Below are 25,899 nucleotides of genomic sequence, written 5' to 3'. Positions count from 1 at the left end.
CCTGTCAGTCCTGTCCGTCGGCGAAGCGGTGAAGCCAGTTCGCCGTGCGCAGAAGCCGCGCGTCGTTGTGTCGTGCGCCGACAAGCTGAACGCCCATCGGCAACCCGTTCGAAGCCGTCAGCAGCGGAAGCGTGACGGCGGGCGTGCCGCACAGTGTCCAGAGCCCGTTGAAGATCGCGTCGCCGGTCGATTCCAACCCCTTCGGCGCGGGGCCGGTCGCGGCAGGGCAAAGGATCGCGTCGCAGCGTTCGAAAATTTCGTCCAGCGCACTGTTCAGCACGGGCCGCCAGTCGAGCGCGGCCAGATAGTCGCGCGCGGGGATGGCGTTGCCTTCCTCGATCGCGGCGCGGGTCTCGGGGGCAAGGACATCGGCGCCGTCGCGCCCGTAGCGGTAATAGTACCGCGCCATTTCGGCGTAGTTGATGCGCTTGCGTTGTTCGGCGGCCTCGCCGAAGACGCCGGGCAGGGGAACCTCGAAGACCTGATCGCCCAGCGCCTCGACCAGTTCCTCGAACGCCGCGTGAAGCTCGGGCGCGGCGGTTTCCCACCCCGGCGGGCGGACGAACGCGAAGACCGGCCGCAGCGGCGGCGCCTCGCGCGCGATGTCGAGAAGGCGCGGGGCGGGCGCAAGCGTCGTCGCGCTGTCGGCGCCGTCATGGCCGTAAAGCGCATCGGCCAGAAGCGCGGCGCCCAGCGGATCGGCCGCGAAGACCCCCACGGTATCAAGGGTCGGCGACTGCATCAGGATGCCGCGCCGGGAAATGGCGCCGTAGGTCGGCTTGAACCCGGTGACCCCGCAGTAGGACGCGGGCCGGATCACCGAACCGCCGGTCTGGGTGCCGATGGCCAGCGGCACCATCCCGTCGGCCACCGCCGCCGCCGACCCCGAAGACGATCCGCCGGGCGTGTGGCCCGGGTCATGCGGGTTGCGCGTCTTGCCGGGGTGCAGAAAGGCCAGTTCGGTGCTGACCGTCTTGCCCATCACGATGGCACCGGCCTGCTTAAGACGCTCGACCACGTGGGCGTCCTGCACCGGCACCCGGCCCCGGTCCAGCGCGCAGCCGTTCTCGGTGGGGATGCGTGCCGTGTCGACGATGTCCTTCAACGCCACCGGCAGCCCGTGCAGGGGGCCAAGCGCGCGCCCCGTGCCGCGATAGGCGTCAAGCCGCCGCGCCTGATCCAGCGCGTGGGCGGCGTCGAACCAGGCCCAGGCCTGCACCGTCTCTTCCCGCGCCGCGATGCGGGCGATGCAATCCTCGACAAGGGCCACCGCCGTCAGGCTGCCCTGCGCGATGCGGTCACGCAGGGCCACCGCGCCCAGAGCGGCCAGCGGCGTGGCCGCCGGCCGGGCGCGCGGTGCGGCCCTGTGCCTGGCCTCAGCTGCCATAGAACAGCTCGGGCAGGTAGAAGACGATCTGCGGGTAGGCGTACATCAGAACCATCGAGATGATCACGCAGACGAGGAACGGCATGACCCCGGCGAAGATCTGCGTCAGCTTCACCTCGGGCGGGGCGATCCCCTTGAGGTAATAGGCCGACATCGCCATGGGCGGCGTCAGGAAGCTGGTCTGAAGGTTCAGCGCCACGAGGATGCCGAAGAACAGCGGGTCGATCCCGAAGAAGGCCAGGAGCGGCAGGAAGATCGGCACGAAGATGATGATGATCTCGGACCACTCGAGCGGCCAGCCCAGCAGGAAGATGATGAGCTGCGCCAGGATGAGGAACTGCCAGGGCTCAAGGCTGAGGCTCTGGACGAACTCCGAGATGACGTGTTCGCCGCCAAGATACGAGAACACCGCCGAGAAGGTGTAGGAGCCCACGAAGAGCCAGCACACCATCGCCGTCGTGCGCACCGTCAGATAGACGCTCTCGCGCATCCGTTGCCAGGTCATCGCGCGATAGAGGAACGCCAGCAGGATCCCGCCCAGCGCCCCGATCGAGGCCGCCTCGGTCGGCGTGGCAAGCCCGAACAGGATCGATCCCAGCACCGCGAGGATCAGGAAGGCCAGCGGCAGGAAGGACGTGATGATCATCCCGATCAGCTTGGCGAAGGGCACGTCGGGCACCTCGCCCGGGCCCGGGCGGGGCGCGACCGACGGCTGAAGGATCGCGCGGCCCACCACGTAGATCAGGTAGAGGCCGACCAGCGTCAGACCGGGCAGAAGGGCCGCTGCGTAAAGCCGCACGATCGACACCCCCGAGGCCGCCGCATAGACGATCAGCATGATCGACGGCGGGATCAGGATGCCCAGCGTGCCGCCGGCGCAGATGATGCCGCTGGCGAAGGACGCATTGTAGCGCGCCTTCAGCATCTGCGGCAGCGCCAGAAGTCCCATCAGCGTTACCACCGCGCCGACGATGCCGGTGGCGGTGGCAAACAACGCGCAGGTGACGAGCGCGGCCACGCCCATCGACCCCGGAACGTTCTTCGAGGCGATGTTCAGCGTGCCGAAAAGCTTGTCGACGATGTTCGACCGCTCGACGATGTACCCCATGAACAGGAACAGCGGCACCGCGGTCAGCACTTCGTTCGCCATGACCGTGTAGGTCTGGTTCACGAAGAGGTCGAATATTCGGTTGTTGAAGAAGCCTTCGACCCAGAGACTGAAACTCTCCCAGCTTCCGGCGGTCTCGTCGAGCCGGTCGAAGGCGCGCCACATGCGGCCCTCGTCGTAATAGGCGTAATAGCCGAAGCCGATTCCCATCGCCATCAGCGTGAAGGCGATCGGGAAGCCAAGGAAGACGAAGACGATGAAGAGCCCCAGCATCAGCAGGGCAACTTGGGGGTCCGTCATATGTGGTGGTCCCTTTCGGCCTTCGCGGCCTGTTGCATCAGCAGGTCTTCGGTTTCGAAGACGTCCTCTTCGGCGGCCAGCCATTCGTTGGTGCGCATGGCAAGAATGCAGCGGCAGACCTGCGCGATGCCCTGGATGAACAGAAGGATGCCGGCGGCGACGATCACGCTCTTGAACTGGTAGATCGGGATGCCGGCCGGGCTGTTGATCGACACCTCGCCATAGCCCCAGGACCGCGAGGCATACTTCCAGCCTGCAAGGATCAGGGCCGTGACGCCGGGAAAGAAGAACAGGATGTACAGGACAAGGTCCACCTTGGCCTGCGTGCGCGGTTGCCAGAGGCGATAGATGAAGTCGCCCCGCACGTGGCCGCCGCGCGACAGCGTGTAGGCGCCGCCCATCATGAAGAGCGAGCCGTACATGATGAACGACACGTCCAGCGCCCAGGCGGTCGGGCTGTTCAGCACGTAGCGGACAAAGACCTCATAGCCAGTGCCCACGGCCATGAGAACGATCAGCCAGGCGAACGCCTTGCCGAACCATGCCGACAGACTGTCGGCGAAGCGGATAAAACCGATCACGGTGATCCCCCTTGTCGTGCGGAAGCGGTCGCACAGCGCGACCCCGGCGGTGGTGCCGCCGGGGTCTGTCCGTCAGAATCCGGGTCTCAGAGCTTCAGACGGCCCGGGAAGTAGTGCTCGTAGGCAAGCGCATAGTCCGGCGCGTTCATCAGTTCGTAGAACGTCACGCGCTCGACCCACTCGCGCTGGCTGTCGAGGGTCTTCTTCATGAACGGATCGGCCTCGAGTTCGGGGATCAGCGCGTCCCACGCGGCGATCTGCGCGTCGAGGATCTCTTTCGAGGTCCGGTGGACGGTGACACCCGACTCTTCCTGCAGCTTCCGCAGGTCGGCCGAGTACTGGTTCATCGCCTTCGCCGTGTTGGCGGTCGACGCGGCTTCGACGCCGTACTTCAGGATCGCCTGGAAATCGGGCTCGAGGTCTTCGAGGAAGGTCTTGTTGAACAGGAACTCGAAGCTCTCGGACGCCTGGTGGTAGGACGACAGGTAGTAGTTCTTCGCCACGTCCTGGGCGCCGAAGCGGCTGTCCGAGGTCGGGTTGTTGAACTCGAACGCGTCGATCACGCCGCGCTCCATCGCCGGAACGATCTCGCCACCCGGAAGCTGCGCGACCGACATGCCCAGTTTCTGCATCAGGTCGGCCGCAAGGCCCACCGTGCGGTACTTGAAGCCCTGAAGATCGGCGACGGTGTTGACCTCGCCCTTGAACCAGCCGAAGGGCTGGGCGAACATCGGGAAGCCAAGGTAGCCCTTGACGTCAAGCCCCATGATCTCTTGCGTCAGCTCGTCATAAAGCTGTTCGCCGCCGCCGGCCCAGAACCAGGCAAGCATGGTCGTGGCCGACCCGCCGAACACCGGACCCGTGCCGAAAAGCGAGGCGGCCTTGTTCTTGCCGTACCAGTACACCGGCACCGAATGCGCCGCGTCGAGCACGCCGTCGTTGACCGCGTCAAGCACCTGGAAGGCGCCGACGACCGCACCCGCGGGAAGCACGTCGATCGTCATCCGGCCACCCGACATCTCGCTGACGCGCGTGGCATAGTCTTTCGCGAATTCGTCCCAGATGTCGGACGCCGGCCAGGACGTCTGCATCTTGATCACGAGCGGTGCCTGCGCGAGCACCGCGGGGGCCGCAAGGGTCGTCGCGGCTGCCGCGCCGCCGCTGGCCAGCGCCGTCTTCTTCAGGAACGAACGCCGGTTGAGCCTGGTAGTTTCGGTCATGTTTTTCCTCCCAAATCGCCCCGGGTTTGCGAACGGTGACGCACGCGGCCTCCCCAAGCCCCGGAACCAGTTTGCCTAGAGTAGCCTGCGTTGCCGGGAAGGCAAGCATTGGAAAAGCTGAATATGTATGGCAACCTGTGAATGTTCGCGCTAAAGGCCAGCCCCGGCCAGATGTCGGGTTGTAAGGAGTTATCTCCAAAGCCCTGAAATCAAATCGGAAACCTGCCCGTCAAGGTGCAGCCGGCGGATCGCCTCGGCAAAGAGCGGCGCCGCCGAAACACTGTCGATTTTCGATCTGTTTCCGGGTTCGGCGCCACGGGACGGGATGCTGTCGGTCACGTGCCAGCCGTCCACGGCCGGATCGGACAGCGCCTCGGCGCCGGACGTGAAAAGGCCATGTGCCGCCAGCGCATGGACCGAAGCCGCGCCCGCCGCCTTCAGCGCCGCCGCGGCGCGCCGCATCGTCCCGCCGCCCGCGATCAGGTCGTCGACGACCAGAACGCGCCGCCCGTGGACATCGCCGGCCAGGAGAGAGCCGCTGACGACCCCGGCGCTGCGACGCTTCTCGAGAAAGGCAAAGGCGACGGACCGACCGATTCGCGCCTCGAGCGCCTCGCGGAACAGTTGCGCCCGCTTGACGCCGCCGGGATCGGGCGAGGCGACGGTCACCGGGTCCCCGCCCGCCAGCGCGGCCGCCCGGGCGATCATCACCCCCCTGAGATCAAGCGCCACCACCTCGATCCGGAAGGCGTTCTGAACCGCCGCAAGATTGTGCGGCTCGAACGTCAGCACCCTGCCGGTGCCCATCGCCTCGATCAGTCGGGCGACATAGCTCAGGCTCAGCGGGTCGCGCGGCTTCGTCTGTCGATCCTTGCGGGCATAGGCGAGGTAGGGGATCACCGCGGTTGTCCGCGCCGCTCCGTTGCTGCGCAGGCAGCCCAGGAAGAACAGAAGCCGGACCAGCTTGTCGTTGGGCGACTGGCCGGGGTCGTCGTGCAGGCCCTGGATCACGTAGGCGTCGCAGCCGCGCACGCCGACAAGGGGTCGGGCCTTGTGCTCATGGTCCTCGAACTCGCGCTCTTCCATCGGGTCGAGTGGCCGGCCCATGGACAGGGCCACGGCCGCGCCGAAGGCGGCCGAGGCCTTCGGGGCGAAGATGCGCAGCCGCTCAGCGTCCGAATCGGCCATGAAGCTCGGCATGGTCCAGCTCGTAAGGGCGGGCAAGCGCTTCGACGTCGGCACAGCGGGCCGCGTCCCCCGGCGCAAGGCGGGCCGACAGCGCCGCGACGCGGAAGACATAGCGGTGCGGGCGGTCGCCGCGGGGCGGGCAGGGGCCGCCATAGCCCGCGCGCCCGAAATCGTTGATCGCGGCGTCGCCACCCGTATCGCCCGCGGCAAGCCCGGTGGCGGACGCGGGCAGGTTGCAGACCGCCCAATGCCGGAACATGCCACGCGGTGCGTCGGGGTCGGCGCAGGTCACCAGAAGGCTTGCCGCGCCTTCGGGCACGCCCGACCAGACCAGCGGCGGCGACAGGTTGGCGCCCTCGCAGGTGTGATCGACGGGGATCGTCCCGTCCGGCCCGAAGGCGGTGGACTGAAGGGTCATCGGCATGGCGGCCTCCGTCGTTGACAGAACATCTCTAGGGGACTCGGGCAGCGCGGCGCCTTGACGGGGGTCAACGGGGGCATCGGCCGGGCAAGCGCCTGCCGTTGCCCGCGGTCAATGCAGGATGGCCCCGTGCGGGGCGACAAGCCACCCGACCCGACCGGAGAAGCCAGACAGGGACGCCTTGCCATGCCCGACCGCCCAAGCACCGAAATCATCCTTGCCGCCTTGCACAAGGAGTCGCGGCTTGGTCCGCACTTCCGGCCCGAGGTCGTCGCCTTCGCTCCCGACGGCAGCCTGATCCTTCAGGGCGACGTCGCCGATGTCGCGCAGAAGAAGCTGGCCCTGCGTCTTGCCGCAGCGCTTCCCGGGGTGACCGGCGTCGTCGACCGTCTTCGCGTGACCCGAGGAGAGCGGGTGTCGGACGCAGGGATCCGCGCCCGTCTGCGACGCGACTTCTCGGCCGAGCCCGCCTTCGCGGGCTTTGCCCTGCGCGAGGCCGAAAGGCCGACCACGCCGCCCGAGTTCGTGCAGGTGGCCGGCGATCCGGCGACCGCGCGCGGCCGCATCGACGTCGAGGTGCGCGACGGCGTGGTGATCCTGAACGGCGAGGTGCCCGGCCTTGTGTCAAAGCGGCTTGCGGGTGCCTTGGCCTGGTGGGCCCCCGGGGTGCGCGACGTGGTCAACGGGCTCGAGCCCGTCCCGCCGGAGGAAGACGCCCCGATCCGGATCGAGGAGGCGGTGCGCGCGGTGCTTGACCGCGATCCGATGATCGACGCCGCGCAGCTGCGCGTCGGCGTGCGCCACACCACGGTGCGGCTGACGGGGCTTCTGCGGAACGCGGCGCACCGCCGGATCGCGGTGGCGGATGCCTGGAGCGTCCTGGGCGTCGACGAGGTTATCGACGAGATCCAGACCGCGCCCTGAGCCTGCCCCCCGCATGCGGTTTCCTTGCGCGCGGTCAATGTGCGCGCTCTTGGGCTGGCGCAGGTTTCGTCCGACCCATGAGTCGACCCAGACAAGACGGGAGGCCCGGACATGCAGCGCGATCCGATCATAACCTGGCACCAGATCCCGCCGTCGCCAGCGGTGGAAGACATCGTGATGACCCGCATCGCGGCGATCGAGCGGCTGGCCCCCGAGGCGGTGGGCTGCCGCGTGACGCTCGAGCCGTCCGAACACCGGAAGCGCACCGCGCAGGGCTTCGACGTGCGCATCCACCTCGAGATGCCGGGGCCGGATGTCGACGTCTCGAAGGCGATCCGGCAGGGCCATGCCTCGGACGACCTCGTGCTGGCGGTCAACGCCGCCTTCGGCGCGCTCGAGCGGCGGCTGAAGGACGCAAGGCAGCAGATGCGCGGGCGCCACGTCAAGCAGCACCCGCCGATCCTGCATGGCGAGATCGTCGAATTCGAACCCGAGCTTGGCTGGGGGGTGCTGCGCGCCGACGACGGGCGCGAGGTCTATTTCCAGAAGGATGGCCTTGTCACCGGCGACTGGGCCGAACTCGCGCGCGGCAGCCGCCTGAAGTTCCGCGAGATCGAGGGCGAAAAGGGCCCCTTCGCCACAGACGTATCGCCGGCGTGAGGCCAGCCGACGACGTGCCGGCCACCGGGTTCGTGAAGCATGGTGGCGGACCCGCGCGACAGCAACACCGCCCTTGGTCCGGGTTTCGCTGCAAACAGCGAAGTCGCAGGAGTATCGGGTCAATCGGGGTCCAAGGGCGCCGATCCGCCGTGGAGTGCGCGGGCAAGGACATCGGGTCGAAGCCACCTTAGGTCCCGCCTGAACTTTCGCGCACCGGTGGGGGTGCGTGGCAGCCCGCGCCGGCCCTTGGCGACCGTTCCGCCTTGGCTTGCCGCGCTGCAGCGTCTATAGCCGCGTGTAAACCTGGACCCGCCGCCTGAGGCGGGTGGCTCTTCCGGCCGCCGATCCGCCGGACAACGACAGCGGGACAGATGCCCTCAGCCGGTCCGCCGCGCCGCCGGGCACGAAGCATTTGCATGATTTCCTTTGACGCCTACCGTCGCCAATGGACGGACAACGTCCGCGGCGACCTTCTTTCCGGTCTCGTCGTGGCCCTTGCGCTGATCCCCGAGGCGATCGCCTTCTCGATCATCGCCGGTGTGGACCCCAAGATCGGACTTTACGCCAGCTTCTCGATCGCGGTGATCACCGCGATCACGGGCGGCCGGCCCGGCATGATCTCGGCCGCCACGGCGGCGACGGCGGTGCTGATGGTCACGCTCGTGCGCGACCACGGGCTGGAGTACCTTCTCGCCGCGACGGTGCTTGCCGGGCTTCTTCAGATCGGGGCCGGGGCGCTGAAGCTCGGCTTCGTGATGCGCTATGTCTCGAAGTCCGTCATGACGGGCTTCGTCAACGCGCTCGCGATCCTGATCTTCATGGCGCAACTGCCCGAACTCGACCCGCGCGAGGTCACGTGGATCACCTATGTCCTCGTCGCGGCGGGGCTTGCGATCATCTATCTGTTCCCGCGCCTTACCCGTGCGGTGCCGTCGCCGCTTGTCACGATCGTCGTTCTGACGGCGTTGGTCTGGGCGCTTGGACTCGACGTGCGCAGCGTGGGCGACATGGGGGCGCTTCCCGATACCTTGCCGGTCTTCCTGATCCCCGACGTGCCCTTCACCTTCGGCACGCTGGCGATCATCTTCCCGTATTCCGTGGCCGTCGCGGTCGTGGGCCTTCTCGAAAGCCTCATGACCCAGAACATCGTTGACGACCTGACCGACACGACCTCGGACCGGAACCAGGAATGCATCGGGCAGGGTCTTGCCAACACCGCCACGGGCTTTATCGGCGGGATGGCAGGCTGCGCGATGATCGGGCAGTCCATCATCAACGTGAAGTCGGGCGGGCGCGGGCGGCTGTCATCCTTCACGGCGGGCGTGGTCCTTCTGATCCTCGTCGTGGGCCTTGGCGATCTTGTCAGCGTCATCCCGATGCCCGCGCTAGTCGCCATCATGATCATGGTGTCGATCGGGACCTTCTCGTGGTCCTCGATCGGCAATCTGCGCACGCACCCGAGATCCTCGTCGATCGTGATGATCGCGACGGTGGCGACCGTGGTCTATACCCACAACCTCGCCATCGGCGTGCTGGTGGGCGTGCTTCTTTCGGGCATCTTCTTCGCGGCCAAGATCGCGCAGCTCTTCCGCGTCACGTCCGAGATCAGCGCGGACGGCCGCGTCCGGACCTACCGGGTCGAGGGTCAGCTGTTCTACGGGTCAGTCGAGGACCTGATGCGCGCCTTCGACTTCCGCGAGGTGCCCGAGCGCGTCGTGATCGACGTGAGCGCGGCGCATATCTGGGACATCTCGTCGGTCCAGGCACTCGACATGGCGGTGCTGAAGTTCCGCCGGGACGGCGCCGAGGTCGAAATCGCGGGCATGAACGAAGCGTCCGAGACGCTGATGGACCGTCTGGCCGAGCACGACAGGCCCGGCGCGCTTGGCCGGCTCATGGCGCATTGAGGGAGGGACGCACATGACCCAGAAGATCATCGCCTTCGTGGATGGCTCGGTCTATTCGGCCAGCGTCTGCGACCATGCGGCCTGGGTGGCCACCCGCACCGGCTGGGCCGTCGAGATCTTGCACGTCCTCGGCCGGCGCGAGGGCGCGGCCCGAACCGACCTGTCGGGGTCCATCGCGCTTGGCGCCCGGACGGCGCTGCTGGAAGAACTGGCCGAACTCGACGCGCAGCGGGCCAGGCTGGTGTCGCACCGCGGCCGCGCCATTCTCGAGGATGCGCACGCCCTCGTCGACAAGGCGGGCGTGACCGAGATCACCACGCGCCTACGTCAGGGCGACATCGTCGACACGCTGGCCGAACAAGAGGCGGGGGCGGCGTTCGTCCTCATAGGCAAGCGGGGCGAGGCCGCGGACTTCGCCAAAGGGCACCTCGGGTCGAACCTCGAACGGATCGTGCGGGCCAGCCACCGGCCCATCCTCGTGGCCGCGCGCGCGTTCCGGCCCATCTCGCGGATGCTGGTCGCCTATGATGGGGGCCCCTCGGCCATGCGGGCGGTCGATCACATCGCGCACTCCCCGCTTTACCGGGGGCTTTCCGTGACGGTGGCGACGGTGGGAACCGCGACGGATGCCGTGAGGACGGGTCTCGAGGAGGCCCGCGCCATGCTGGCCGCGGCCGGCCTGACCGCCGCGACAGAGGTCCTGTCGGGCCAGCCCGAGACGGCTCTTGGCGAGCTGGTGGAAACGGCGCCCTACGACCTTCTGGTGATGGGCGCCTACGGGCACTCGCGCATCCGCAGCCTGATCATCGGCTCCACGACGACCGCGATGCTCCGGTCCTGCAAGGTGCCGGTGGTTCTGGTGCGGTGATCGGATGGCGGCAAGCGGCCCGGCGAGTGTTGGTTCCCTCGTGCCCAAAGACACCTTGACGTGCCCGCCCTTGCGGGCGGGGTGGCGATCAACCCGCAGAGGGAAGCGGAAGTCGATGATGCCAGGCCGGCAAGTGCACAGGTCGGCTGGCGGGCTGAACCAAGACCGCGGTCGCGCGGCGCATCGTCCCGGGCGGTATCCCAGCGGTGCGGCTCCTGAACGCCCTTGAGATCGGCGCCCGGATCCTGAATGCGAGAGAGAGAAGATCAAGAACAGACCTTCCACCAGCGCCGCTTTTGGAACCAATGCGCTGCAGCCAAATCTGAACCAGAAACCCAACCGGAGCCTTCCCTCACAAAGCCACTCAGGTCTCGAGCAAACTCTGACGACGGACACCATTCGGGCGCCTGCCGAAGGATGGGTGGCAAAGGCCGGCGTCCGGGCAGGGACCCAAAGGTCAACTGGCCGCCTTCGTGGACAGCAGCAAGTTCGTTTCGCTGGTGCTGACCCCATCGAACTGGCGGATTCGCGCGAGAACGGCGTCGAGCGCCTCGAGCGTCGCGGTCTCGATCTGAACGATCAGGTCCCAGCGGCCATTTGTGCTGTGGATTGCGCGCACTTCGGGCAGGCCCTGAAGCTGGCGGATGATGCGCGTGGCGCCGCGGCCTTCGATTCCGATCATCATCAGCCCTCGCACGGCCGCGGTCGCGACGTCGGCCTTGGTCAGCACCGTGAAGCCGACGATCTGCCCGTCGCGCTGAAGACGCTCGATCCGCGCGCGAACGGTGGTGCGCGAGAGACCAAGACCTTGCGCAAGATCCGACAGCGAAGCGCGCGCGTCCACGCGGAGCGCGGCGATCAAACGTTCGTCCGTTTTGTCCATATTGCCCTTCGTTGCGGCGAATTTGTGTTCTTTCTGATCGAAATGATCCATGGAATGCAATCCAAATCGGAAGGATGCATGAGGCGACTGCACCATTCGGAGCCCTTGATGACACCCCAGACCTGCCTTCTGATCGGCGCGCCCGTCGATAGCGGCCAGCGCTGCCCGGGCTGCCTCATGGGGCCGGACGCCTACCGGACGGCCGGACTTGCCACGGCGCTGCGCGAACTCGGGCACGCTGTCGAGGACCACGGCAACCTGACGCCCGTGCCGCTCAACCGCGATCTCGGCGACAGCCGCCTGCACGCCCTTGGCGAGACGATCGGCTGGACGCGCACCCTCGCGGCCGCCGCAGAGGCGGCGGTGGCCAAGGGCCTTGCGATCTTTCTTGGCGGCGACCACAGCCTGTCGCTCGGTACGGTCTCGGGGGTCGCGGCGCATGCCGCGGCGGTCGGGCGTCCGCAGTTCGTCCTCTGGCTCGACGCGCACAGCGACTTCCACACGCCCGAGACGACGACCTCGGGCAACCTGCACGGCACGCCGCTCGGCTACGTGACCGGCCGCCCGGGGTTCCACGGGTTCCCGCCGCTGCGTGCGCCGGTGCCCGAGGAAAACATCTGCGTGATCGGCCTGCGTTCGGTCGACCGGGCCGAGCGCGAGGCGCTGTCCCGAAGCCGCATCCGCCGCCACGACATGCGCGAGATCGACGAGCAGGGCATCGAACGCCTGATCGCGCCCTTCCTCGACAGGGTGTCCGCGGCGGGGGGCATGCTGCACGTGTCGCTCGACGTCGATTTCCTCGATCCCGGCGTCGCGCCGGCGGTGGGCACGACCGTTCCCGGCGGCGTCACCATCCGCGAGGCGCACCTCGCGATGGAGATGGTGAGCGACAGCGGCCTGATGACCTCGCTCGACCTCGTCGAGTTGAACCCCTTCCTCGACGAACGCGGCCGCACCGCGCTTCTCATGGTGGACCTCGCCGCTTCGGCGCTGGGCCGCCGCGTCTTCGACCGACCGACAAGGGCCTACGCATGACACCACTACCTTCCGGACGGGCCCTCGTGCCCTTCGTCTCAGTCGACCACATGATGCAGCTCGTTCACCGGATCGGGCTCGAACCGATGCTCGTGGGCCTCGCCCACAGGATCGAGGCCGACTTCCTGCGGTGGGAGAGCTTCGACAAGACGCCGCGCGTCGCGTCGCATTCGGCCGAGGGCGTGATCGAACTGATGCCGGCCTCGGACGGCGAGGTCTACGGCTTCAAGTACGTCAATGGCCATCCGAAGAACACGCGGTCGGGGCTTCAGACCGTGACGGCCTTCGGACTTCTGGCGGACGTGGGGACCGGCTACCCGGTGCTCCTGTCCGAGATGACGCTGCTCACCGCGCTGCGGACGGCGGCAACCTCGGCCATGGTGGCGAGGCACCTCGCGCCGCGTGACGCCCGCACGATGGCGATGATCGGTAACGGCGCACAGTCCGAGTTCCAGGCGCTGGCCATGAAGGCGGTCTGCGGCGTTACCGCCGTGCGACTTTACGACATCGACCCTGCGGCAACCGCGAAATGCGCCCGCAACCTTGCCGGAACGGGCCTGTCCGTCACCGTCTGCCGCAGTCCCGAAGAGGCGATCGAGGGGGCACAGATCCTGACGACCTGCACGGCCGACAAGCAATACGCCACGATCCTGACCGACAACATGGTCGGCGCGGGCGTCCACATCAACGCGATCGGCGGCGACTGCCCCGGCAAGACCGAGATCGCGGCCGAGATCCTGCATCGGTCGGACATCTTCGTGGAATACACGCCGCAGACCCGGATAGAGGGCGAGATCCAGCAGCTTGCACCCGACCATCCGGTGACAGAGCTCTGGCAGGTGCTGGCCGGCCGCGCGCCGGGCCGCACGTACGAGCGGCAGATCACGCTTTTCGACGGCGTGGGTTTCGCGGTCGAGGACTTCAGTGCGCTCTGCTACGTGCGCGAGCGCATCCGGGGCACTGGCCTCTACATTGACCTCGACCTTCTCGCCGACCCGGACGATCCGCGCGACCTGTTCGGCATGGTGCAGCGGTCGACACCAGTCGCCGCCTGACCCCTATCCCTGCGAGGCGAGATAGGCGGCCATCGCCGCCGCCAGCCGGCCCGCGCGCTCGAGGTGAGCGGGATCGGACAAAAGGAACTCCGAAACCAGTGCCTCGATGACGGCGAGCGCGGGCAGGGATGAGGCCGACAGGACCGGGTGCGGCGATGGCGCCAGGAGAAGGTCGTCGGCCACCGCAGCCAGCGGCGAGACGACGGAATCGGTCAGCGCGACGATGCGCGCCCCGGCCGCCCGAGCGGCGCGCGCCAGTTCGGTCACGTCCGCCGAATAGCGCGGGAAGGTCAGGGCGATCACGACATCGCCCGGACCTGCCGACATGAGCCGCCCGGCCGCGACCTCGTTCCCGCCGTACTGCACCACGTTCACCACTCCGTCCCGGTAAGGCTGAAGTCCCAGCGCCAGCATCCCGGCGAGGTGCGCGGACAGGCCGAAGCCCATCACCCAGACCTGGCGCGCGTCCTTGAGGCGATGCGCGGCGGCCCGGATGCTGTCTGCCGTGCCCGGACCTGCCAGGGTCTCGACGCTGTGGACGGCAGCTGCAAGGCTCGCCTCGGCCGGCGCGCGGTCGGGGTCGGGCCTCGCCATCCGTTCGCCGAGTTTCGCGACCGGCGCGATCAGGGAATGCACCGTCTCGCCCACGCCCGCGCGAAACTCGGCGAAGCCCGCGAACCCGAGGTCGCGGACATAGCGGCTGATCGTGCTGGCCGAGATTCCCGAGGATCTTGCGAGATCCTCGATGCCGTGCGTCGCCACGAAGACCGGGTCGCGCAGGAGGAACTCGGACAGCTGCCGCTGAGACGGCGAACCGGTCGAGAACAGCGCAAGAACCTGCTTGCCAAGCGCCGACGAGGTGAAGCGGCGATCGGAGTCGGGCGACCAGGACGCCGATTGCGATGACGTTTTGTTTTTCATGTGTTGACCAAATGAAAATCTATTGCCATGAATCGCCTCGGAAGAAAACATCCTTCAGGAGAGGATTCCCGATGCGTTCCACCCTTTTCCCGGCCCTCGTGGCCGCAGTCTTCAGTGCGTCCATCGCACATGCCTCTGACGCCATTCGAATCGGCGTCGAAGGCAACTACCCGCCCTTCAGTCAGGTCGCTGCGGACGGCACGCTGTCCGGCTTCGACATCGACATCGCCAATGCGCTCTGCGCCGAAATGCAGGTGACCTGCGAGATGGTCCAGCAGGAATGGGACGGCATGATCCCGGCGCTGAACGCCAGGAAGTTCGACATGATCGTCGCCTCGATGTCGATCACCGACAAGCGCAAGGAAGTCGTCGATTTCTCGAACCCCTACTATGACGTGCCCTCGCGCTTCATCGCCAAGGACGGCGCCTTCACCGGGTATACGCCCGATGAGCTGAAGGGCAAGACGATCATCGTCCTGCGCAACAGCCCGCGCGCCGACTATATCGCCGCTACCTATCCCGAAAGCCCCACGCTCCTCGTCGACAAGGAGACGGCCGTCTACCTCGAACTCGCGGCCGGTCGCGGCGACATCGCCTTCGGCTCGTCGGTTGTGTCGGGCGAGTCCTTCCTGAAGACGCCGGAAGGCGAAGGCTTCGTGCAGGTGGGCGAGCCCATGTTCCTGACCGCCGTGTCCGACGGCGGCGTCGGCATCGCGCTGCGCAAGAACGAGGAAGAGCTGAAGACGCAGATCAACGACGCGCTGGCTGCGATCATGGCCGACGGCACCTATGCCGCGCTGGCCGACAAGTACTTCGACTTCGACGTGACGCCGCAGGGCGTCGGCAACTGACGCCGCGTCCCGGGGAGGGTCTTCCAATGTTCCATGGCTACCTGCCGATGATCCTTGACGGGCTGCGCGTGACGCTTTCGGTCGCCGCGGTCTCGCTTGCGGTGGCCTGCGTCTTCGGGATGATGGGCGCGCTGGCGAAACTGTCGGCCTCGCCCGTCCTGCGGGCGATCGCCGGGACTTACACGACCGTCGTGCGATCTTTGCCGGACCTCCTTCTCATGCTCGTCGTGTTCTACGGCGGGCAGATCCTGCTCAACCGCGTCGCCGAGGCGCAGGACTGGGGCTACATCGACGTAAACGCCTTCGCCGCCGGCACGCTGACGCTGGGCTTCGTCTTCGGCGCCTACCTGACCGAGACATTCCGGGGCGCCATCCTCGCCATCCCGCGCGGCCAGATCGAGGCCGGGCAGGCCTGCGGGTTGAGTGGGGGCCAGGTCGTCCGGCACATCCTCGTGCCGCAGATGATCCGCCACGCGATCCCGGGCTTCACCAACAACTGGCTGGTCATGCTGAAGGCGACCGCGCTCGTCTCGGTCATCGGGCTTGACGACATGGTCCACCGCGCGGGCCTTGCCTCGGCCGCGACCCGCGCGCCGTTCACCTTCTATGCGCTGACCGGCGCGCTCTACCTCGCGGTCACCACGGTCTCGATCCTCGCGCTGTCCGCGCTCGAGCGGCGGTTCTCGCGCGGCGTCCGGCGGGAGCAGGCGTGATGATCGACTGGACCATCATCGCCGAGACGTTGCCTGCCTTCCTGCGCGGGGTGCAGGTCACGCTGATCCTGCTGGTGATCTCGGTCTCGACCGGGCTTCTTCTGTCGATCCCTCTGTCGGTGGCCCGCGCCTCGCGCAATCCCTGGCTGCGCACCCCGGTGTGGCTTTACACCTACGTGATCCGGGGCACCCCGCTTCTGGTGCAGCTCTTCATCATCTACTACGGCCTGCCGCAGTTCGACGCGCTCCGCGAAAGTGCGCTTTGGCCCCTCTTCCGCAGCCCCTGGTTCTGCGCGTGGCTGGCCTTCACGCTGAACACGACGGCCTACACGACCGAGATGTTCGCGGGCGCCATCCGCGCCACCCCGGCGGGAGAGATCGAAGCCGCCCGCGCGATGGGCCTGACGCCACTTCAGGTCTTCCGCGACGTCTTCTGGCCGGGGGCCTGGCGGCGCGCGCTGCCGCAGTACGGCAACGAGGTCGTGCAGATGATGCACGCGACGGCTTTGGCAAGCACCGTGACCATCGTCGAGATCCTGCGCGTCGCGAAGGACGTCTACACCAACTATCTTGTCGTGCCGGAAAGCTTCGGCACCGCAGCGGTCCTTTACCTCGCCCTGACGATCCTGCTGACCCAGGGCTTCCGCCGCCTTGAACGGCACTACTTGCGCCACCTTCGCCCGAGTGAGAGCGCGACGCCCCTGCCGACCGGAAAGGTTCACATCGCCGATGCGTGAGACGACCATCACCCTGCCGGGCTTCGGCCCGGGAACGACCCACGCGCTGACGGTTCTGGCTTTCGGGGATCCCGACGCGCGACCCCATGTCCACGTTCAGGGCGGGCTTCACGCCGACGAGGGGCCCGGGATGCTTGCGGCGCGAATGCTGGCCGACCGGCTGGCCGAGGCCGAGCGCGAGGGGCGCCTGACCGGCTGCGTCACCGTGGTGCCGGCCGCCAATCCCATCGGGCTTGGCCAGTTCGTGCTGGGCGACCATGCCGGGCGGTTCGACCTCTACGACGGGCGCAACTTCAACCGCGACTACCCCGACCTTGCGCGGGAGGTGGCCGCGCGCGTCGGTCCGTCGCTTGGCGACGATCCGGAGGCGAACCTGCGGCTGATCCGCTCTGCGCTGGCCGCGACGGTCGAAGCCCGCAAGGGACCGACGCCGTCCGATGCACTGCGCCTGGCACTTCTGCGATTGGCCGCCGGGGCGGATGTGGTGCTGGACCTGCATTGCGACGGAGAGGCCGAGGTGCATCTTTACACCTGTCCCGCCGCCCTCGACCGGATCCTGCCGCTGGCGGCGCTGACCGGGTGCCGGGCCGTGCTGGTGGCCGAGGTGTCGGGCGGCAATCCCTTCGACGAGGCGCTGACCCGGCTCTGGTCCGATCTTGGCCGGGAACTGCCCGACCACCCGGTGCCGCACGGCTGCGCAAGCTGCACGCTCGAACTGCGGGGGCGGTCGGACGTGTCGCGCGAGCTTGGAGCGCGGGATGCGGCGGCGCTTTTCGACTATCTCGTCCACATGGGGGCCGTGGCCGGCGACGTGACGCTTCCGCCGTTGCCTTGCGATCCCGCGCCGCTCGCGGGCTCCGAGGCGCTGACGGCCCCGGTTCCGGGCCTTCTGTCCTATGCCGTCGCGGTCGGGACCGAGGTCTCTGCCGGGGATGTCGTGGCCGAAATCACCGATATTGGCACGGGCCGCGTCAGCGCGGTCCGCGCGACCACCTCGGGCGTGTTCTACGCCCGACCTGCCACCCGCATCGCCGAGGTCGGAAAGCGCCTTGGCAAGATCGCCGGCGCGGTGCCGTTCCGTGACGGCCTGCTGCTCAGCCCGTGAGGACCCGACCATGACCGAGATGCTGACCGCCACCGACATCCACAAGTCCTTCGGGGCCGTCGAGGTCCTGAAGGGGATCGACCTGTCGGCCCGCCGGGGCGACGTGATCGCCATGATCGGCTCGTCCGGGTCGGGCAAGAGCACCTTCCTGCGCTGCCTCAACTTCCTCGAGCGGCCGACCTCGGGCACGATCCGGCTGGACGGGCAGGAGCTTGTCTGCCGCCGCGACCGCGCGGGTCACCTGACGGTGGCCGATCCTGCGGCCCTGCGCACCTACCGCGCCCGGGTGACGATGGTGTTCCAGCAGTTCAACCTGTGGTCCCACATGACCGCGGTCGAGAACGTGATGCTTGGCCCCATCCGTGTCCACGGCCTGTCGCGGGCCGAAGCGTGCGAACGGGCCGAGGCCTATCTTGCGCGCGTGGGCCTGTCGCACCGCAAGGACGCCTATCCCGGCTTCCTTTCGGGCGGAGAGCAGCAGCGCGTCGCAATCGCCAGGGCACTGGCGATGGAGCCGGAACTCATGCTTTTCGACGAACCGACAAGCGCGCTTGACCCCGAACTGGTGGGCGAGGTGCTGCGGGTGATGCGCAGCCTCGCCGAGGAGGGGCGCACGATGATCGTCGTCACCCACGAGATGAACTTCGCGCGCGAGGTGGCGAACAAGGTCGTGTTCCTGAACAAGGGCGTCATCTGCGAAGAGGGCGATCCGCGCGAGGTGCTGCGGACGCCGCGGACCGAACGGCTTCAGGCCTTCCTTGCGGCGCAAGCAGCATGAGCCCGCTCGACCTGTCCGACATCCGGATCGAGGAGGACAGCCTCGGCACGATGGTCCTGCCGCGCGACTGCCTCTGGGGCATCCACACCGCGCGCGCAATGGCGAATTTCCCGATCTCGCACATTCCCCTGTCGCACTTCCCCGAGTTCGTCCGCTCGCTCGCCTGGGTGAAGACGGCGGCCGCGCGGGCGAACCGCGCGTTGGGCGTGCTCGATCCCGCGAAGGCCGAGGTGATCGAGGCGGTCTGTGCCGAGATCATCGCGGGGCAGCATCACGAGAACTTCCGCGTGGACATGATCCAGGGCGGGGCAGGGACCTCGACCAACATGAACGCCAACGAGGTGATTGCGAACCTCGGGCTTCTCCGGCTGGGCAGCACGCCGGGCGACTACGCGCGCCTGCATCCGAACGACGACGTGAACCGCTCTCAGTCCACGAACGACGTCTATCCCACCGCGATGCGGCTAGCGATCGTCAGCCAGTGCGCGGCCTTCCAGGACGCGCAGCGGCGCCTGTCGGCGGCCTTCGCGGATCGGGCGACGGCCTTTGCCGGGGTGCGCAAGATCGGGCGCACGCAGCTTCAGGACGCCGTGCCGATGACTCTCGGGCAGGAATTCGGAGGCTTTGCCGCGACCATCGACGAGGACGTCGAGATCATCGGACGGCTGTCGCGCCTTCTCCTCGAGGTCAACCTTGGCGGAACGGCCATCGGGACGCGCGTGAACACGCCCGAGGGCTATCCCGAGCGCGCGGTGGCCGAGCTTTCGGCGGTTTCGGGCTTCGAGGTATCGCTGGCCGCGAACCTGATCGAGGCCTCGTCGGACGCGGGCGCCTACGTCACCTTCTCGGGCGTGCTGAAGCGGATCGCGGTGAAGCTTTCGAAGATCTGCAACGATCTCAGGCTGCTGTCGTCCGGCCCAAGATCCGGCTTCAACGAGATCCGCCTTCCGCCGGTGCAGGCGGGCTCTTCGATCATGCCGGGGAAGATCAACCCGGTTATACCAGAGGTGGTGAACCAGGTGGCCTTCCAGGTCATCGGCAATGATCTGACGGTGACGATGGCCGCCGAGGCGGGGCAGTTGCAGCTTAACGCGATGGAGCCGGTGATCGTGCTGAACGTGCTGCAGTCGATGCGCATCCTCATGAGCGCGATGGACACGCTGGCCGAGCGGTGCGTGACCGGGATCGAGGCCAACGTCGAGGTCTGCGAGGGGGCGCTCGAAAACAGCCTTGTCCTGGCGACGATTCTGGTGCCGACCATCGGGTACGCCCGCGCGGCGAAAGTCGCGAAGGCCGCGCTTGACGGCGGGCTCGGCGTCGCCGACGCCGCGGTCGCCCTTGGTGTGGCGACGCGGGACGAGATCGAGGAGCTTTTCAGAACTTTTGCGGAAGCGACGCCGGAACGGCCTTAGGCACACCCTGCGGTGTCGTCGTCGGTCGGGTCCGGGGTCTGCTCCGGACCTGCCACGTCGGACGTGATCTGCCCGACCTGGCACTGGCCGCTCTGCGACGCCGCGTGGTCGGGCCGCGCCTGCCGGACGGGTGAAGGGCATCCCAGTCGACGACGCCCTTGTCATCATCGTCATCTCCGCCGAAAGGGCAGCGGCGCGTGAGACCGGGTGGGTGACGCGCGCCGGGCGGACGACGGCATGTCGACGGCGACGCCGGACGCCCGGGGCAGAAGCCGCCCCCGGCGTTTCCCTTTGACATCGCAGGGCCAACGCATAGCTTCGATTTTGGGACCTTCACGGGCGGCGATGCGCACACCTTCCGACATCGAGGCGCTGATCGCGCGCGTCGCGCTTGGCGACAGGGCCGCCTTCGCGGCGCTTTACGACGCGACCAGCGCGAAACTCTTCGGTGTCTGCCTCCGTGTATTGAACGATCGGCACGAAGCCGAGGATGCCCTGCAGGAGGTCTTCGTGCGCGTCTGGCACAAGGCGGGCCGCTATTCGGCGAATGGCTTGAGCCCGATGACCTGGCTCATCACGCTGGCGCGGAACATCGCCATCGACCGGCTGCGTGCCCGCAAGGCGCCGGCCGACGGGCTTGACGCGATGCCCGAACTCGCCGATGCGGGGCCGACGCCCGAGGCGGCCGCCATCGCTGCTTCGGAAAGCGCCCGGATCGCCGGCTGCCTTGCCGAACTCGAACCCGGCCGGGCCGATGCGGTGCGCCGTGCCTATCTCGACGGGGCCACCTACCAGGAACTCGCCGACCGATATGCCGTCCCCCTCAACACGATGCGGACCTGGCTGCGCCGAAGCCTTCTGAAACTCAGGGAGTGCCTCAGCCGATGACGGACGCGACCGACAGCGACGAGGACGACGTGCTCGCGGGGGAATACGCGCTTGGGCTGATGGAGTCCGACGCGCGTGCCGCCTTCGAGACCCGGCTCGCGCGCGACCCGGTCCTGCGCGGGCAGGTCCGCGCCTGGCAAGAGCGATTGGCGTCGCTGGCCGCAGAGGTCGACCCCGTCGCACCGCCGCCGCGCCTGAAATCGGCAATCGAGGGGCGGCTCTTCGGGAACGCGCCGGCGACGCGCCCCGGACGCTGGAGCTGGACCCGGTTCCTCGGCGGGGCGTTGACTGCGATCGCGCTTGTCGTGGCGCTCCTGCTCTGGATCGGACCGCCCGCACCGGGTCCCGCGCTCACGGCCGAGGTCGCGGCCGAGGACCGCTCGCTTGTCTATGCGGTGCGCTTTGAACCTGCGCAGGGTCGCCTCGAGGTCGCGCGCATCGACGGCGCGCCGGCCGAGGGTCGGGTCCACGAACTGTGGCTTATCGCCGAGGGCGCGTCCGCACCGGTGTCGCTTGGGGTGCTGCCCGGGGGCGACCGCATGTCGCTTGCCTTGCCGGAAACCCTCGCCGCGGCGATGGCCGGCGGCACTCTGGCCGTGTCGGACGAGCCACCCGGCGGGTCGCCGACCGGCCAGCCCACCGGCGCGGTGCTTGCGCTTGGAACCCTTCCGGCCGGCTAGGCATCTTTTTCGCGCGCCCGCTGAAACTCTTTCCTGCCTTGCCTCGTGGCTTTGCATGTCTTCGGGCGTGACCCGGACGATGCAACACAGGAGTCAGACATGACCTTCACCAAGACTGCCACCGCCGCCCTCGCGCTTTTCGCCGTCGCCGGCGCCGCGCTTGCCGCAAACCCCATGGTCGGCGGCGCCCCCATGCTGGAAGAGCGCAACATCGTCGAGAACGCAGTGAACTCCGCCGACCACACCACACTCGTCGCGGCCGTTCAGGCGGCGGGCCTAGTCGAGACGCTCCAGTCGGATGGCCCGTTCACCGTGTTCGCGCCGGTCAACGCCGCGTTCGAAGCCCTGCCGGCGGGAACGGTCGAGACCCTTCTGATGCCCGAGAACAAGGGCATGCTGACGAAGGTGCTGACCGCCCACGTCGTCGCGGGCGACTGGTCGTCGGCGGACATCGCGCGCATGGCGCGCGCCAGCGCGGACGGCTTTTACCACTTCAACGCCGTCTCCGGCGATGCCTTGTCCGCACAGGCGCGGGGCCAGAACCTCTACATCTACGACGAAAGCGGCAATGCGGGACGCATCACGATCTCCGACGTGAAGCAGTCGAACGGCGTCATTCACGTCGTGGACATCGTGCTTGTTCCGAAGTGACGCCCGTGCCGCCCCGTATCATGGTCGATCCGGGGCGGCCCTCACACCGTTAAGGGGGAACCCGCATGAACCGCCGCCAGATGCTTCTCGGATCGGCCGCTGCCCTTTGCGCGGCAGGGTCGGCCCGTGCAGGAAACGAGACCTTCCAGATCCAACGCAGCGAGGCCGAATGGCGCGCCCTGCTGTCACCGGCCGAATACGAGGTCCTGCGGGAGGAAGCGACCGAGCCGCCGGGCTCGAGCCCCCTGAACGGCGAGGCGCGGACGGGGACCTACCATTGCCGCGGCTGCGATCTTCCGCTTTATCCGTCCGCGGCCAAGTACGACAGCGGCACTGGCTGGCCAAGCTTCCATTCCGCCCTCCCGGGCGCGGTGGCGACGCGCGCGGACCGGAGCTTCATCTTCCAGGTCCGAACCGAGGTGCACTGCAGCCGGTGCGGCTCGCACCTTGGCCATGTCTTCGACGACGGCCCCGAACCCACCGGCAAGCGCCACTGTCTCAACGGCCTGGCGCTTGTCTTCCGGCCGACCTGAACGCACGGATCGCGACTGACCCGTGCACGAGTGCAGGAGGCCGTGGACTGCGCCCACCGAGTGGTCCGGTTTGGGTGTCTCTGCATGATAGGCCTGGGACCCATCGGCATCAGGGTTTCGCGGGCCGGCGGGCGAAGGCGGAGGGCGCCGAGCGGCCGGAGCTGGAAAAGCATCCCGGGGGGACGTGACCCCCGGAATCTTGCCGGCAGGAAGACGAAAGCTTCCACTGGTGTGTTCGCTTAGATGCCGTGTGTCGCCGGGCGGAGCGCAGGAGGCGCTTTTTCCCACCGGGGGCCCGGACCCTGTCTGGCCACCCAAGGATAACCAATTGCGTGGGAAGTGGTGGGCGACCCTGGAATCGAACCAGGCATGGGTCTCCCCGGCGGAGTTACAGTCCGCTGCCGCACCTTGCAGCTCGTCGCCCTCATCGCGCCTCGCGGCCCGATGCGGGCGGTGGATACGCGGCAAGGCCGGGGCCGTCAATGCCGAATCGAAACGCGGCCGATGCGGGGCTGGCCCGCCCCCCGCGCCGCCGACCCTTGCATCCCGAAGGCGCGCGGGGCAGGGTCGCGCGCGGCCCTGGAAGGGGCCGCGGGGCGGGCACGATGACGGGCCCCGGGAAGGGCCGGAGGGTGCGATGCAGAAGCCGAAATGGGTCGTCGAGAAGGAACAGGCCCGCCGCAAGGCCGCGGCCGAGACGGTCTGGCTGTTCGGTCTGCACGCGGTGCGCGACGCGCTGCTCAATCCCCGGCGCGAGAAGCTGCGCCTGATCCTGACAAAGAACGCGGCCGACCGTCTGGCCGACGCCGTCGCCGCGGCGGGGATGACGGCCGAAATCGCCGACCCCCGCAAGTTTCCCGCACCCATCGACCCCGACTCGGTGCATCAGGGCGCCGCGCTCGAGGTCCGGCCGCTGGACTGGGGCCGGCTCGAGGATCTGGCCATGGCCGCGACCGGGGACGGCGCTGAACGGCGCGCGCCCGTGATGGTGCTGCTTGACCGGGTGACCGATCCCCACAACGCCGGCGCCATCCTGCGCTCGGCCGAGGTCTTCGGCGCGCGCGCGGTGGTGGCGCCGGCGCGGTATTCCGCGCCCGAGACCGGCGCGCTTGCCAAGACCGCGTCGGGCGCGCTCGAGCGCCAGCCCTACCTGCGGGTCAAGAACCTGTCCGACGCGATCGGAACGCTGAAGGACATGGGCTACCGGGTCCTTGGCCTTGACGGCGAGGCAGAGCTCGCGCTGGGCGAGGCGCTGGCCGAGGCGACGGACCGGCCCGTCGCGCTGGTGCTTGGCGCCGAGGGGCCAGGCCTGCGCGAGGGCACCAAGGCGGCCTGCGATGCGCTGGTGCGGATCGAGGCGGCGGGCGAATTCGGGTCGCTCAACGTCTCCAACGCGGCCGCGATCGCCCTATATGCCACGCAACGGCGCTGAATCGGCGCGACGAGCGGAGAGAGCATGCCCCACCGGAAGATCGCCACCTGCTGCTATTGCGGCGCGCGCGCGGCCCTCGTGCTGACGGGAACCGCCCGGCACGAACTGGCCTGCGCGGGGTGCGGGGCGCCGCTGCATGACCTGAAGATGCTGAAGGCCGATCACGTCGAGGACCGTCGGACCGTCAAGCCGTCGCCGCTGCACGACTGGCAGGGCGCGCCGGACGGACGCCCCGCCAGACCCAGGCCAGGACCGCGCAAGGCGAAGCGCCGCAAGGGCTTCGGGCGACGGCTGTTCGAGGAAGCCTTCGACCTGATCGAGGACATCTTCGACTGAGACGGGGCAGGGGTGCTGGGCGCACGCTCTGTTCACTCCCTGTTCACAAGTCTATTACATCCTCTTTAAACGCAGGAGGGCCTGCCTACCTTCTGTTCACGAAGCGCAGGTCCGGAACACTTGCGTTTCACTTCACTGTCCCTCGTTCCGTGACTGGCGCCCGTGCTTTGCACCGGGCGCCTTTTTCTTGGGAATGCGGCGCCCAGCGGCGGGCGGCGCGGGGGCGGCCGGCGCCTCAGCCGCGCGATGCCTTTTCCGCGATGCCCGAGGTGCCTTCCCGGCGTTCCAGTTCCGCCAGAACGTCGGTCAGGGTCACGTCCCGCGCGGCCAGCATCACCAGCAGATGATACAGCACGTCGGCGGCCTCGGCGGTCAACCGGTCGCGGTCGCCCTTCACGGCCTCCACGATGGCCTCGACGGCTTCCTCGCCGAATTTCTCGGCGCATTTCTCGGGGCCCTTGGCCAGAAGCTTCGCGGTCCACGACGTGCCGGGGTCCGCGCCCTTGCGGGCGGCGATGGTCGCGGCAAGGCGGTCGAGCGCGCTCATGTCAGGCGCACCGGGATGCCGGCGGCGGCCATGTGGGCCTTCGCCTGGCCGATGGTGAAGTCGCCGAAGTGAAAGATCGAGGCGGCAAGCACCGCGCTCGCGTGGCCCTCGGTCACGCCCTCGACCAGATGATCGAGCGTGCCGACGCCGCCGCTGGCGATGACCGGCACCGACACCGCGTCGGCGACCGCGCGCGTCAGGGGAATGTTGAAGCCCGCGCGCGTGCCGTCGCGGTCCATCGAGGTCAGCAGGATCTCGCCCGCGCCCTTTTCAGCCACGGTCCGCGCGAACGCCACCGCATCGATCCCCGTGGGCCGGCGGCCGCCGTGGGTGAAGATCTCCCACCGGCCGGGTTCCACGGTCTTGGCGTCGATGGCCACGACGATGCACTGGCTGCCGAAGCGGTCGGCGGCGCGCGCGACGACGTCGGGGTCGGCCACGGCGGCCGAGTTGAAGCTGACCTTGTCGGCGCCCGCCAGCAGAAGGTTGCGCACATCCTCGACCGTGCGCACGCCGCCGCCGATGGTCAGCGGCATGAAGCACTGTTCGGCCGTGCGGGTGGCCAGATCGTACATCGTGCCCCGGTTCTCGTGGGTGGCATGGATGTCGAGGAAGCACAGCTCGTCCGCGCCGGCCTCGTTATAGGCGATGGCGGCCTCGACCGGGTCGCCGGCGTCGACGAGATCGACGAAGTTCACGCCCTTCACCACGCGGCCGTCGGCCACGTCGAGGCAGGGGATGATGCGCGTCTTCAGCATGCGGCGCGTGATACTGGGGA

At 68.2% G+C, this 25,899-nt stretch carries 28 protein-coding genes, 1 tRNA gene and 1 other annotated feature; of the genes, 18 read left to right on the top strand and 11 right to left on the bottom strand.

Annotation, left to right across the window (positions count from 1 at the left end; genetic code table 11):
* Window positions 1-4: 4 nt before the first annotated feature.
* The 6 genes from ACRDNQ_RS14610 to ACRDNQ_RS14585 all read right to left on the bottom strand — a co-directional run bounded on the left by ACRDNQ_RS14610 (window position 5) and on the right by ACRDNQ_RS14585 (window position 6,208).
* The gene (locus ACRDNQ_RS14610; protein WP_431829425.1) at window positions 5-1,387 is read right to left on the bottom strand and encodes an amidase; all 1,383 of its coding nucleotides are present in this window, start codon (window positions 1,385-1,387) and stop codon (window positions 5-7) included.
* Window positions 1,377-2,795: a TRAP transporter large permease gene (locus ACRDNQ_RS14605; protein WP_431829424.1), complete on the bottom strand. Its 1,419-nt coding sequence runs from the start codon at window positions 2,793-2,795 to the stop codon at window positions 1,377-1,379. The genes ACRDNQ_RS14610 and ACRDNQ_RS14605 overlap by 11 nt, the downstream gene beginning before the upstream one ends.
* Window positions 2,792-3,376: a TRAP transporter small permease subunit gene (locus ACRDNQ_RS14600; protein ID WP_431829423.1), complete on the bottom strand. Its 585-nt coding sequence runs from the start codon at window positions 3,374-3,376 to the stop codon at window positions 2,792-2,794. The genes ACRDNQ_RS14605 and ACRDNQ_RS14600 overlap by 4 nt, the downstream gene beginning before the upstream one ends.
* Window positions 3,377-3,462: 86 nt before the next feature.
* The gene (locus ACRDNQ_RS14595) at window positions 3,463-4,596 is read right to left on the bottom strand and encodes a TRAP transporter substrate-binding protein (RefSeq protein WP_431829422.1); all 1,134 of its coding nucleotides are present in this window, start codon (window positions 4,594-4,596) and stop codon (window positions 3,463-3,465) included.
* 189 nt (window positions 4,597-4,785) lie between these two features.
* On the bottom strand, window positions 4,786-5,784 hold the full coding sequence (locus tag ACRDNQ_RS14590) for a ribose-phosphate diphosphokinase (RefSeq protein ID WP_431829421.1): 999 nt from the start codon (window positions 5,782-5,784) through the stop codon (window positions 4,786-4,788).
* Complete coding sequence (locus ACRDNQ_RS14585) at window positions 5,765-6,208, bottom strand: YbhB/YbcL family Raf kinase inhibitor-like protein (RefSeq protein WP_431829420.1); 444 nt, start codon at window positions 6,206-6,208, stop codon at window positions 5,765-5,767. Before ACRDNQ_RS14585 ends, ACRDNQ_RS14590 begins: the two co-directional genes overlap by 20 nt.
* Before the next feature lie 183 nt (window positions 6,209-6,391).
* Here ACRDNQ_RS14585 and ACRDNQ_RS14580 point away from each other — a divergent pair, with 183 nt between their 5' ends.
* The 4 genes from ACRDNQ_RS14580 to ACRDNQ_RS14565 all read left to right on the top strand — a co-directional run bounded on the left by ACRDNQ_RS14580 (window position 6,392) and on the right by ACRDNQ_RS14565 (window position 10,564).
* Entirely contained in the window at window positions 6,392-7,129 is a 738-nt protein-coding gene (locus ACRDNQ_RS14580; RefSeq protein ID WP_431829419.1) for a BON domain-containing protein, read from the top strand.
* Window positions 7,130-7,240: 111 nt separating this feature from the next.
* The gene (locus ACRDNQ_RS14575) at window positions 7,241-7,789 is read left to right on the top strand and encodes an HPF/RaiA family ribosome-associated protein (protein ID WP_431829418.1); all 549 of its coding nucleotides are present in this window, start codon (window positions 7,241-7,243) and stop codon (window positions 7,787-7,789) included.
* 302 nt (window positions 7,790-8,091) lie between these two features.
* Window positions 8,092-8,148 (top strand) — a sequence feature (sul1 is cis-regulatory element that is thought to sense ions involved in sulfur or methionine metabolism; They are found in Alphaproteobacteria).
* Window positions 8,149-8,205: 57 nt separating this feature from the next.
* Window positions 8,206-9,696, top strand: a complete 1,491-nt coding sequence (locus tag ACRDNQ_RS14570) for a SulP family inorganic anion transporter (RefSeq protein WP_431829417.1) — start codon at window positions 8,206-8,208, stop codon at window positions 9,694-9,696.
* 13 nt (window positions 9,697-9,709) lie between these two features.
* Window positions 9,710-10,564, top strand: coding sequence for a universal stress protein (locus ACRDNQ_RS14565; protein ID WP_431829416.1), 855 nt, complete (start codon window positions 9,710-9,712; stop codon window positions 10,562-10,564).
* Between the two features lie 457 nt (window positions 10,565-11,021).
* Here the strand turns inward: ACRDNQ_RS14565 and ACRDNQ_RS14560 are convergent, their stop codons facing one another.
* Window positions 11,022-11,447 carry an Lrp/AsnC family transcriptional regulator gene (locus tag ACRDNQ_RS14560; protein WP_431829798.1) on the bottom strand — a complete coding sequence of 142 codons (426 nt, stop codon included), beginning with the start codon at window positions 11,445-11,447 and terminating at the stop codon, window positions 11,022-11,024.
* A 108-nt stretch (window positions 11,448-11,555) separates the two neighbouring features.
* Between ACRDNQ_RS14560 and rocF the strand changes: the two genes are divergently transcribed.
* Both rocF and ACRDNQ_RS14550 read left to right on the top strand, forming a co-directional pair.
* Window positions 11,556-12,482, top strand: coding sequence for an arginase (gene rocF / locus ACRDNQ_RS14555; protein ID WP_431829415.1), 927 nt, complete (start codon window positions 11,556-11,558; stop codon window positions 12,480-12,482).
* The gene (locus tag ACRDNQ_RS14550; protein WP_431829414.1) at window positions 12,479-13,537 is read left to right on the top strand and encodes an ornithine cyclodeaminase; all 1,059 of its coding nucleotides are present in this window, start codon (window positions 12,479-12,481) and stop codon (window positions 13,535-13,537) included. The genes rocF and ACRDNQ_RS14550 overlap by 4 nt, the downstream gene beginning before the upstream one ends.
* 3 nt (window positions 13,538-13,540) lie before the next feature.
* Here the strand turns inward: ACRDNQ_RS14550 and ACRDNQ_RS14545 are convergent, their stop codons facing one another.
* A complete protein-coding gene (locus tag ACRDNQ_RS14545; protein WP_431829413.1) occupies window positions 13,541-14,458 on the bottom strand; it encodes a MurR/RpiR family transcriptional regulator in 918 nt (305 codons plus the stop codon).
* A 71-nt stretch (window positions 14,459-14,529) separates the two neighbouring features.
* Between ACRDNQ_RS14545 and ACRDNQ_RS14540 the strand changes: the two genes are divergently transcribed.
* The 10 genes from ACRDNQ_RS14540 to msrB all read left to right on the top strand — a co-directional run bounded on the left by ACRDNQ_RS14540 (window position 14,530) and on the right by msrB (window position 22,806).
* The gene (locus tag ACRDNQ_RS14540; protein ID WP_431829412.1) at window positions 14,530-15,309 is read left to right on the top strand and encodes a transporter substrate-binding domain-containing protein; all 780 of its coding nucleotides are present in this window, start codon (window positions 14,530-14,532) and stop codon (window positions 15,307-15,309) included.
* Window positions 15,310-15,335: 26 nt separating this feature from the next.
* Window positions 15,336-16,022, top strand: a complete 687-nt coding sequence (locus tag ACRDNQ_RS14535; protein WP_431829411.1) for an ABC transporter permease — start codon at window positions 15,336-15,338, stop codon at window positions 16,020-16,022.
* Window positions 16,022-16,759, top strand: coding sequence for an ABC transporter permease (locus ACRDNQ_RS14530; protein WP_431829410.1), 738 nt, complete (start codon window positions 16,022-16,024; stop codon window positions 16,757-16,759). Before ACRDNQ_RS14535 ends, ACRDNQ_RS14530 begins: the two co-directional genes overlap by 1 nt.
* The gene (locus ACRDNQ_RS14525) at window positions 16,752-17,864 is read left to right on the top strand and encodes a succinylglutamate desuccinylase/aspartoacylase family protein (RefSeq protein ID WP_431829409.1); all 1,113 of its coding nucleotides are present in this window, start codon (window positions 16,752-16,754) and stop codon (window positions 17,862-17,864) included. The genes ACRDNQ_RS14530 and ACRDNQ_RS14525 overlap by 8 nt, the downstream gene beginning before the upstream one ends.
* A 10-nt stretch (window positions 17,865-17,874) precedes the next feature.
* Window positions 17,875-18,642: an ABC transporter ATP-binding protein gene (locus tag ACRDNQ_RS14520; protein WP_431829408.1), complete on the top strand. Its 768-nt coding sequence runs from the start codon at window positions 17,875-17,877 to the stop codon at window positions 18,640-18,642.
* Window positions 18,639-20,054 carry an aspartate ammonia-lyase gene (locus tag ACRDNQ_RS14515; protein ID WP_431829407.1) on the top strand — a complete coding sequence of 472 codons (1,416 nt, stop codon included), beginning with the start codon at window positions 18,639-18,641 and terminating at the stop codon, window positions 20,052-20,054. Before ACRDNQ_RS14520 ends, ACRDNQ_RS14515 begins: the two co-directional genes overlap by 4 nt.
* Window positions 20,055-20,399: 345 nt before the next feature.
* Entirely contained in the window at window positions 20,400-20,942 is a 543-nt protein-coding gene (locus ACRDNQ_RS14510) for a sigma-70 family RNA polymerase sigma factor (RefSeq protein ID WP_431829406.1), read from the top strand.
* Window positions 20,939-21,622 (top strand): anti-sigma factor, encoded by a 684-nt coding sequence (locus ACRDNQ_RS14505; RefSeq protein ID WP_431829405.1) that lies wholly within the window; start codon window positions 20,939-20,941, stop codon window positions 21,620-21,622. Before ACRDNQ_RS14510 ends, ACRDNQ_RS14505 begins: the two co-directional genes overlap by 4 nt.
* 99 nt (window positions 21,623-21,721) lie before the next feature.
* Window positions 21,722-22,273, top strand: coding sequence for a fasciclin domain-containing protein (locus ACRDNQ_RS14500; protein ID WP_431829404.1), 552 nt, complete (start codon window positions 21,722-21,724; stop codon window positions 22,271-22,273).
* Window positions 22,274-22,338: 65 nt separating this feature from the next.
* Window positions 22,339-22,806: a peptide-methionine (R)-S-oxide reductase MsrB gene (gene msrB, locus ACRDNQ_RS14495; protein WP_431829403.1), complete on the top strand. Its 468-nt coding sequence runs from the start codon at window positions 22,339-22,341 to the stop codon at window positions 22,804-22,806.
* A gap of 340 nt (window positions 22,807-23,146) precedes the next feature.
* Here the strand turns inward: msrB and ACRDNQ_RS14490 are convergent.
* Window positions 23,147-23,230 (bottom strand) — tRNA-Tyr (locus ACRDNQ_RS14490).
* 213 nt (window positions 23,231-23,443) lie between these two features.
* On the opposite strand from ACRDNQ_RS14490, the gene rlmB reads away from it, so the two are divergent.
* Both rlmB and ACRDNQ_RS14480 read left to right on the top strand, forming a co-directional pair.
* Window positions 23,444-24,238 (top strand): 23S rRNA (guanosine(2251)-2'-O)-methyltransferase RlmB, encoded by a 795-nt coding sequence (rlmB, locus tag ACRDNQ_RS14485; protein ID WP_431829402.1) that lies wholly within the window; start codon window positions 23,444-23,446, stop codon window positions 24,236-24,238.
* A 24-nt stretch (window positions 24,239-24,262) separates the two neighbouring features.
* Window positions 24,263-24,574, top strand: a complete 312-nt coding sequence (locus tag ACRDNQ_RS14480) for a hypothetical protein (RefSeq protein ID WP_431829401.1) — start codon at window positions 24,263-24,265, stop codon at window positions 24,572-24,574.
* 235 nt (window positions 24,575-24,809) lie between these two features.
* On the opposite strand, the gene ACRDNQ_RS14475 is transcribed toward ACRDNQ_RS14480, so the two are convergent.
* Together ACRDNQ_RS14475 and hisF are read right to left on the bottom strand one after the other, a co-directional pair.
* On the bottom strand, window positions 24,810-25,121 hold the full coding sequence (locus tag ACRDNQ_RS14475; RefSeq protein ID WP_431829400.1) for a phosphoribosyl-ATP diphosphatase: 312 nt from the start codon (window positions 25,119-25,121) through the stop codon (window positions 24,810-24,812).
* Complete coding sequence (gene hisF / locus ACRDNQ_RS14470) at window positions 25,118-25,879, bottom strand: imidazole glycerol phosphate synthase subunit HisF (protein ID WP_431829399.1); 762 nt, start codon at window positions 25,877-25,879, stop codon at window positions 25,118-25,120. Before hisF ends, ACRDNQ_RS14475 begins: the two co-directional genes overlap by 4 nt.
* Between the last annotated feature and the right edge of the window lie 20 nt (window positions 25,880-25,899).

The sequence above is a fragment of the Saliniferula longa genome (genome assembly GCF_050789285.1).
Taxonomy (GTDB): domain Bacteria; phylum Pseudomonadota; class Alphaproteobacteria; order Rhodobacterales; family Rhodobacteraceae; genus CAVPWP01.
The sequence above is the reverse complement of the archived record's forward strand: the minus strand, read 5'-3'. Positions and strand labels throughout refer to the sequence as shown.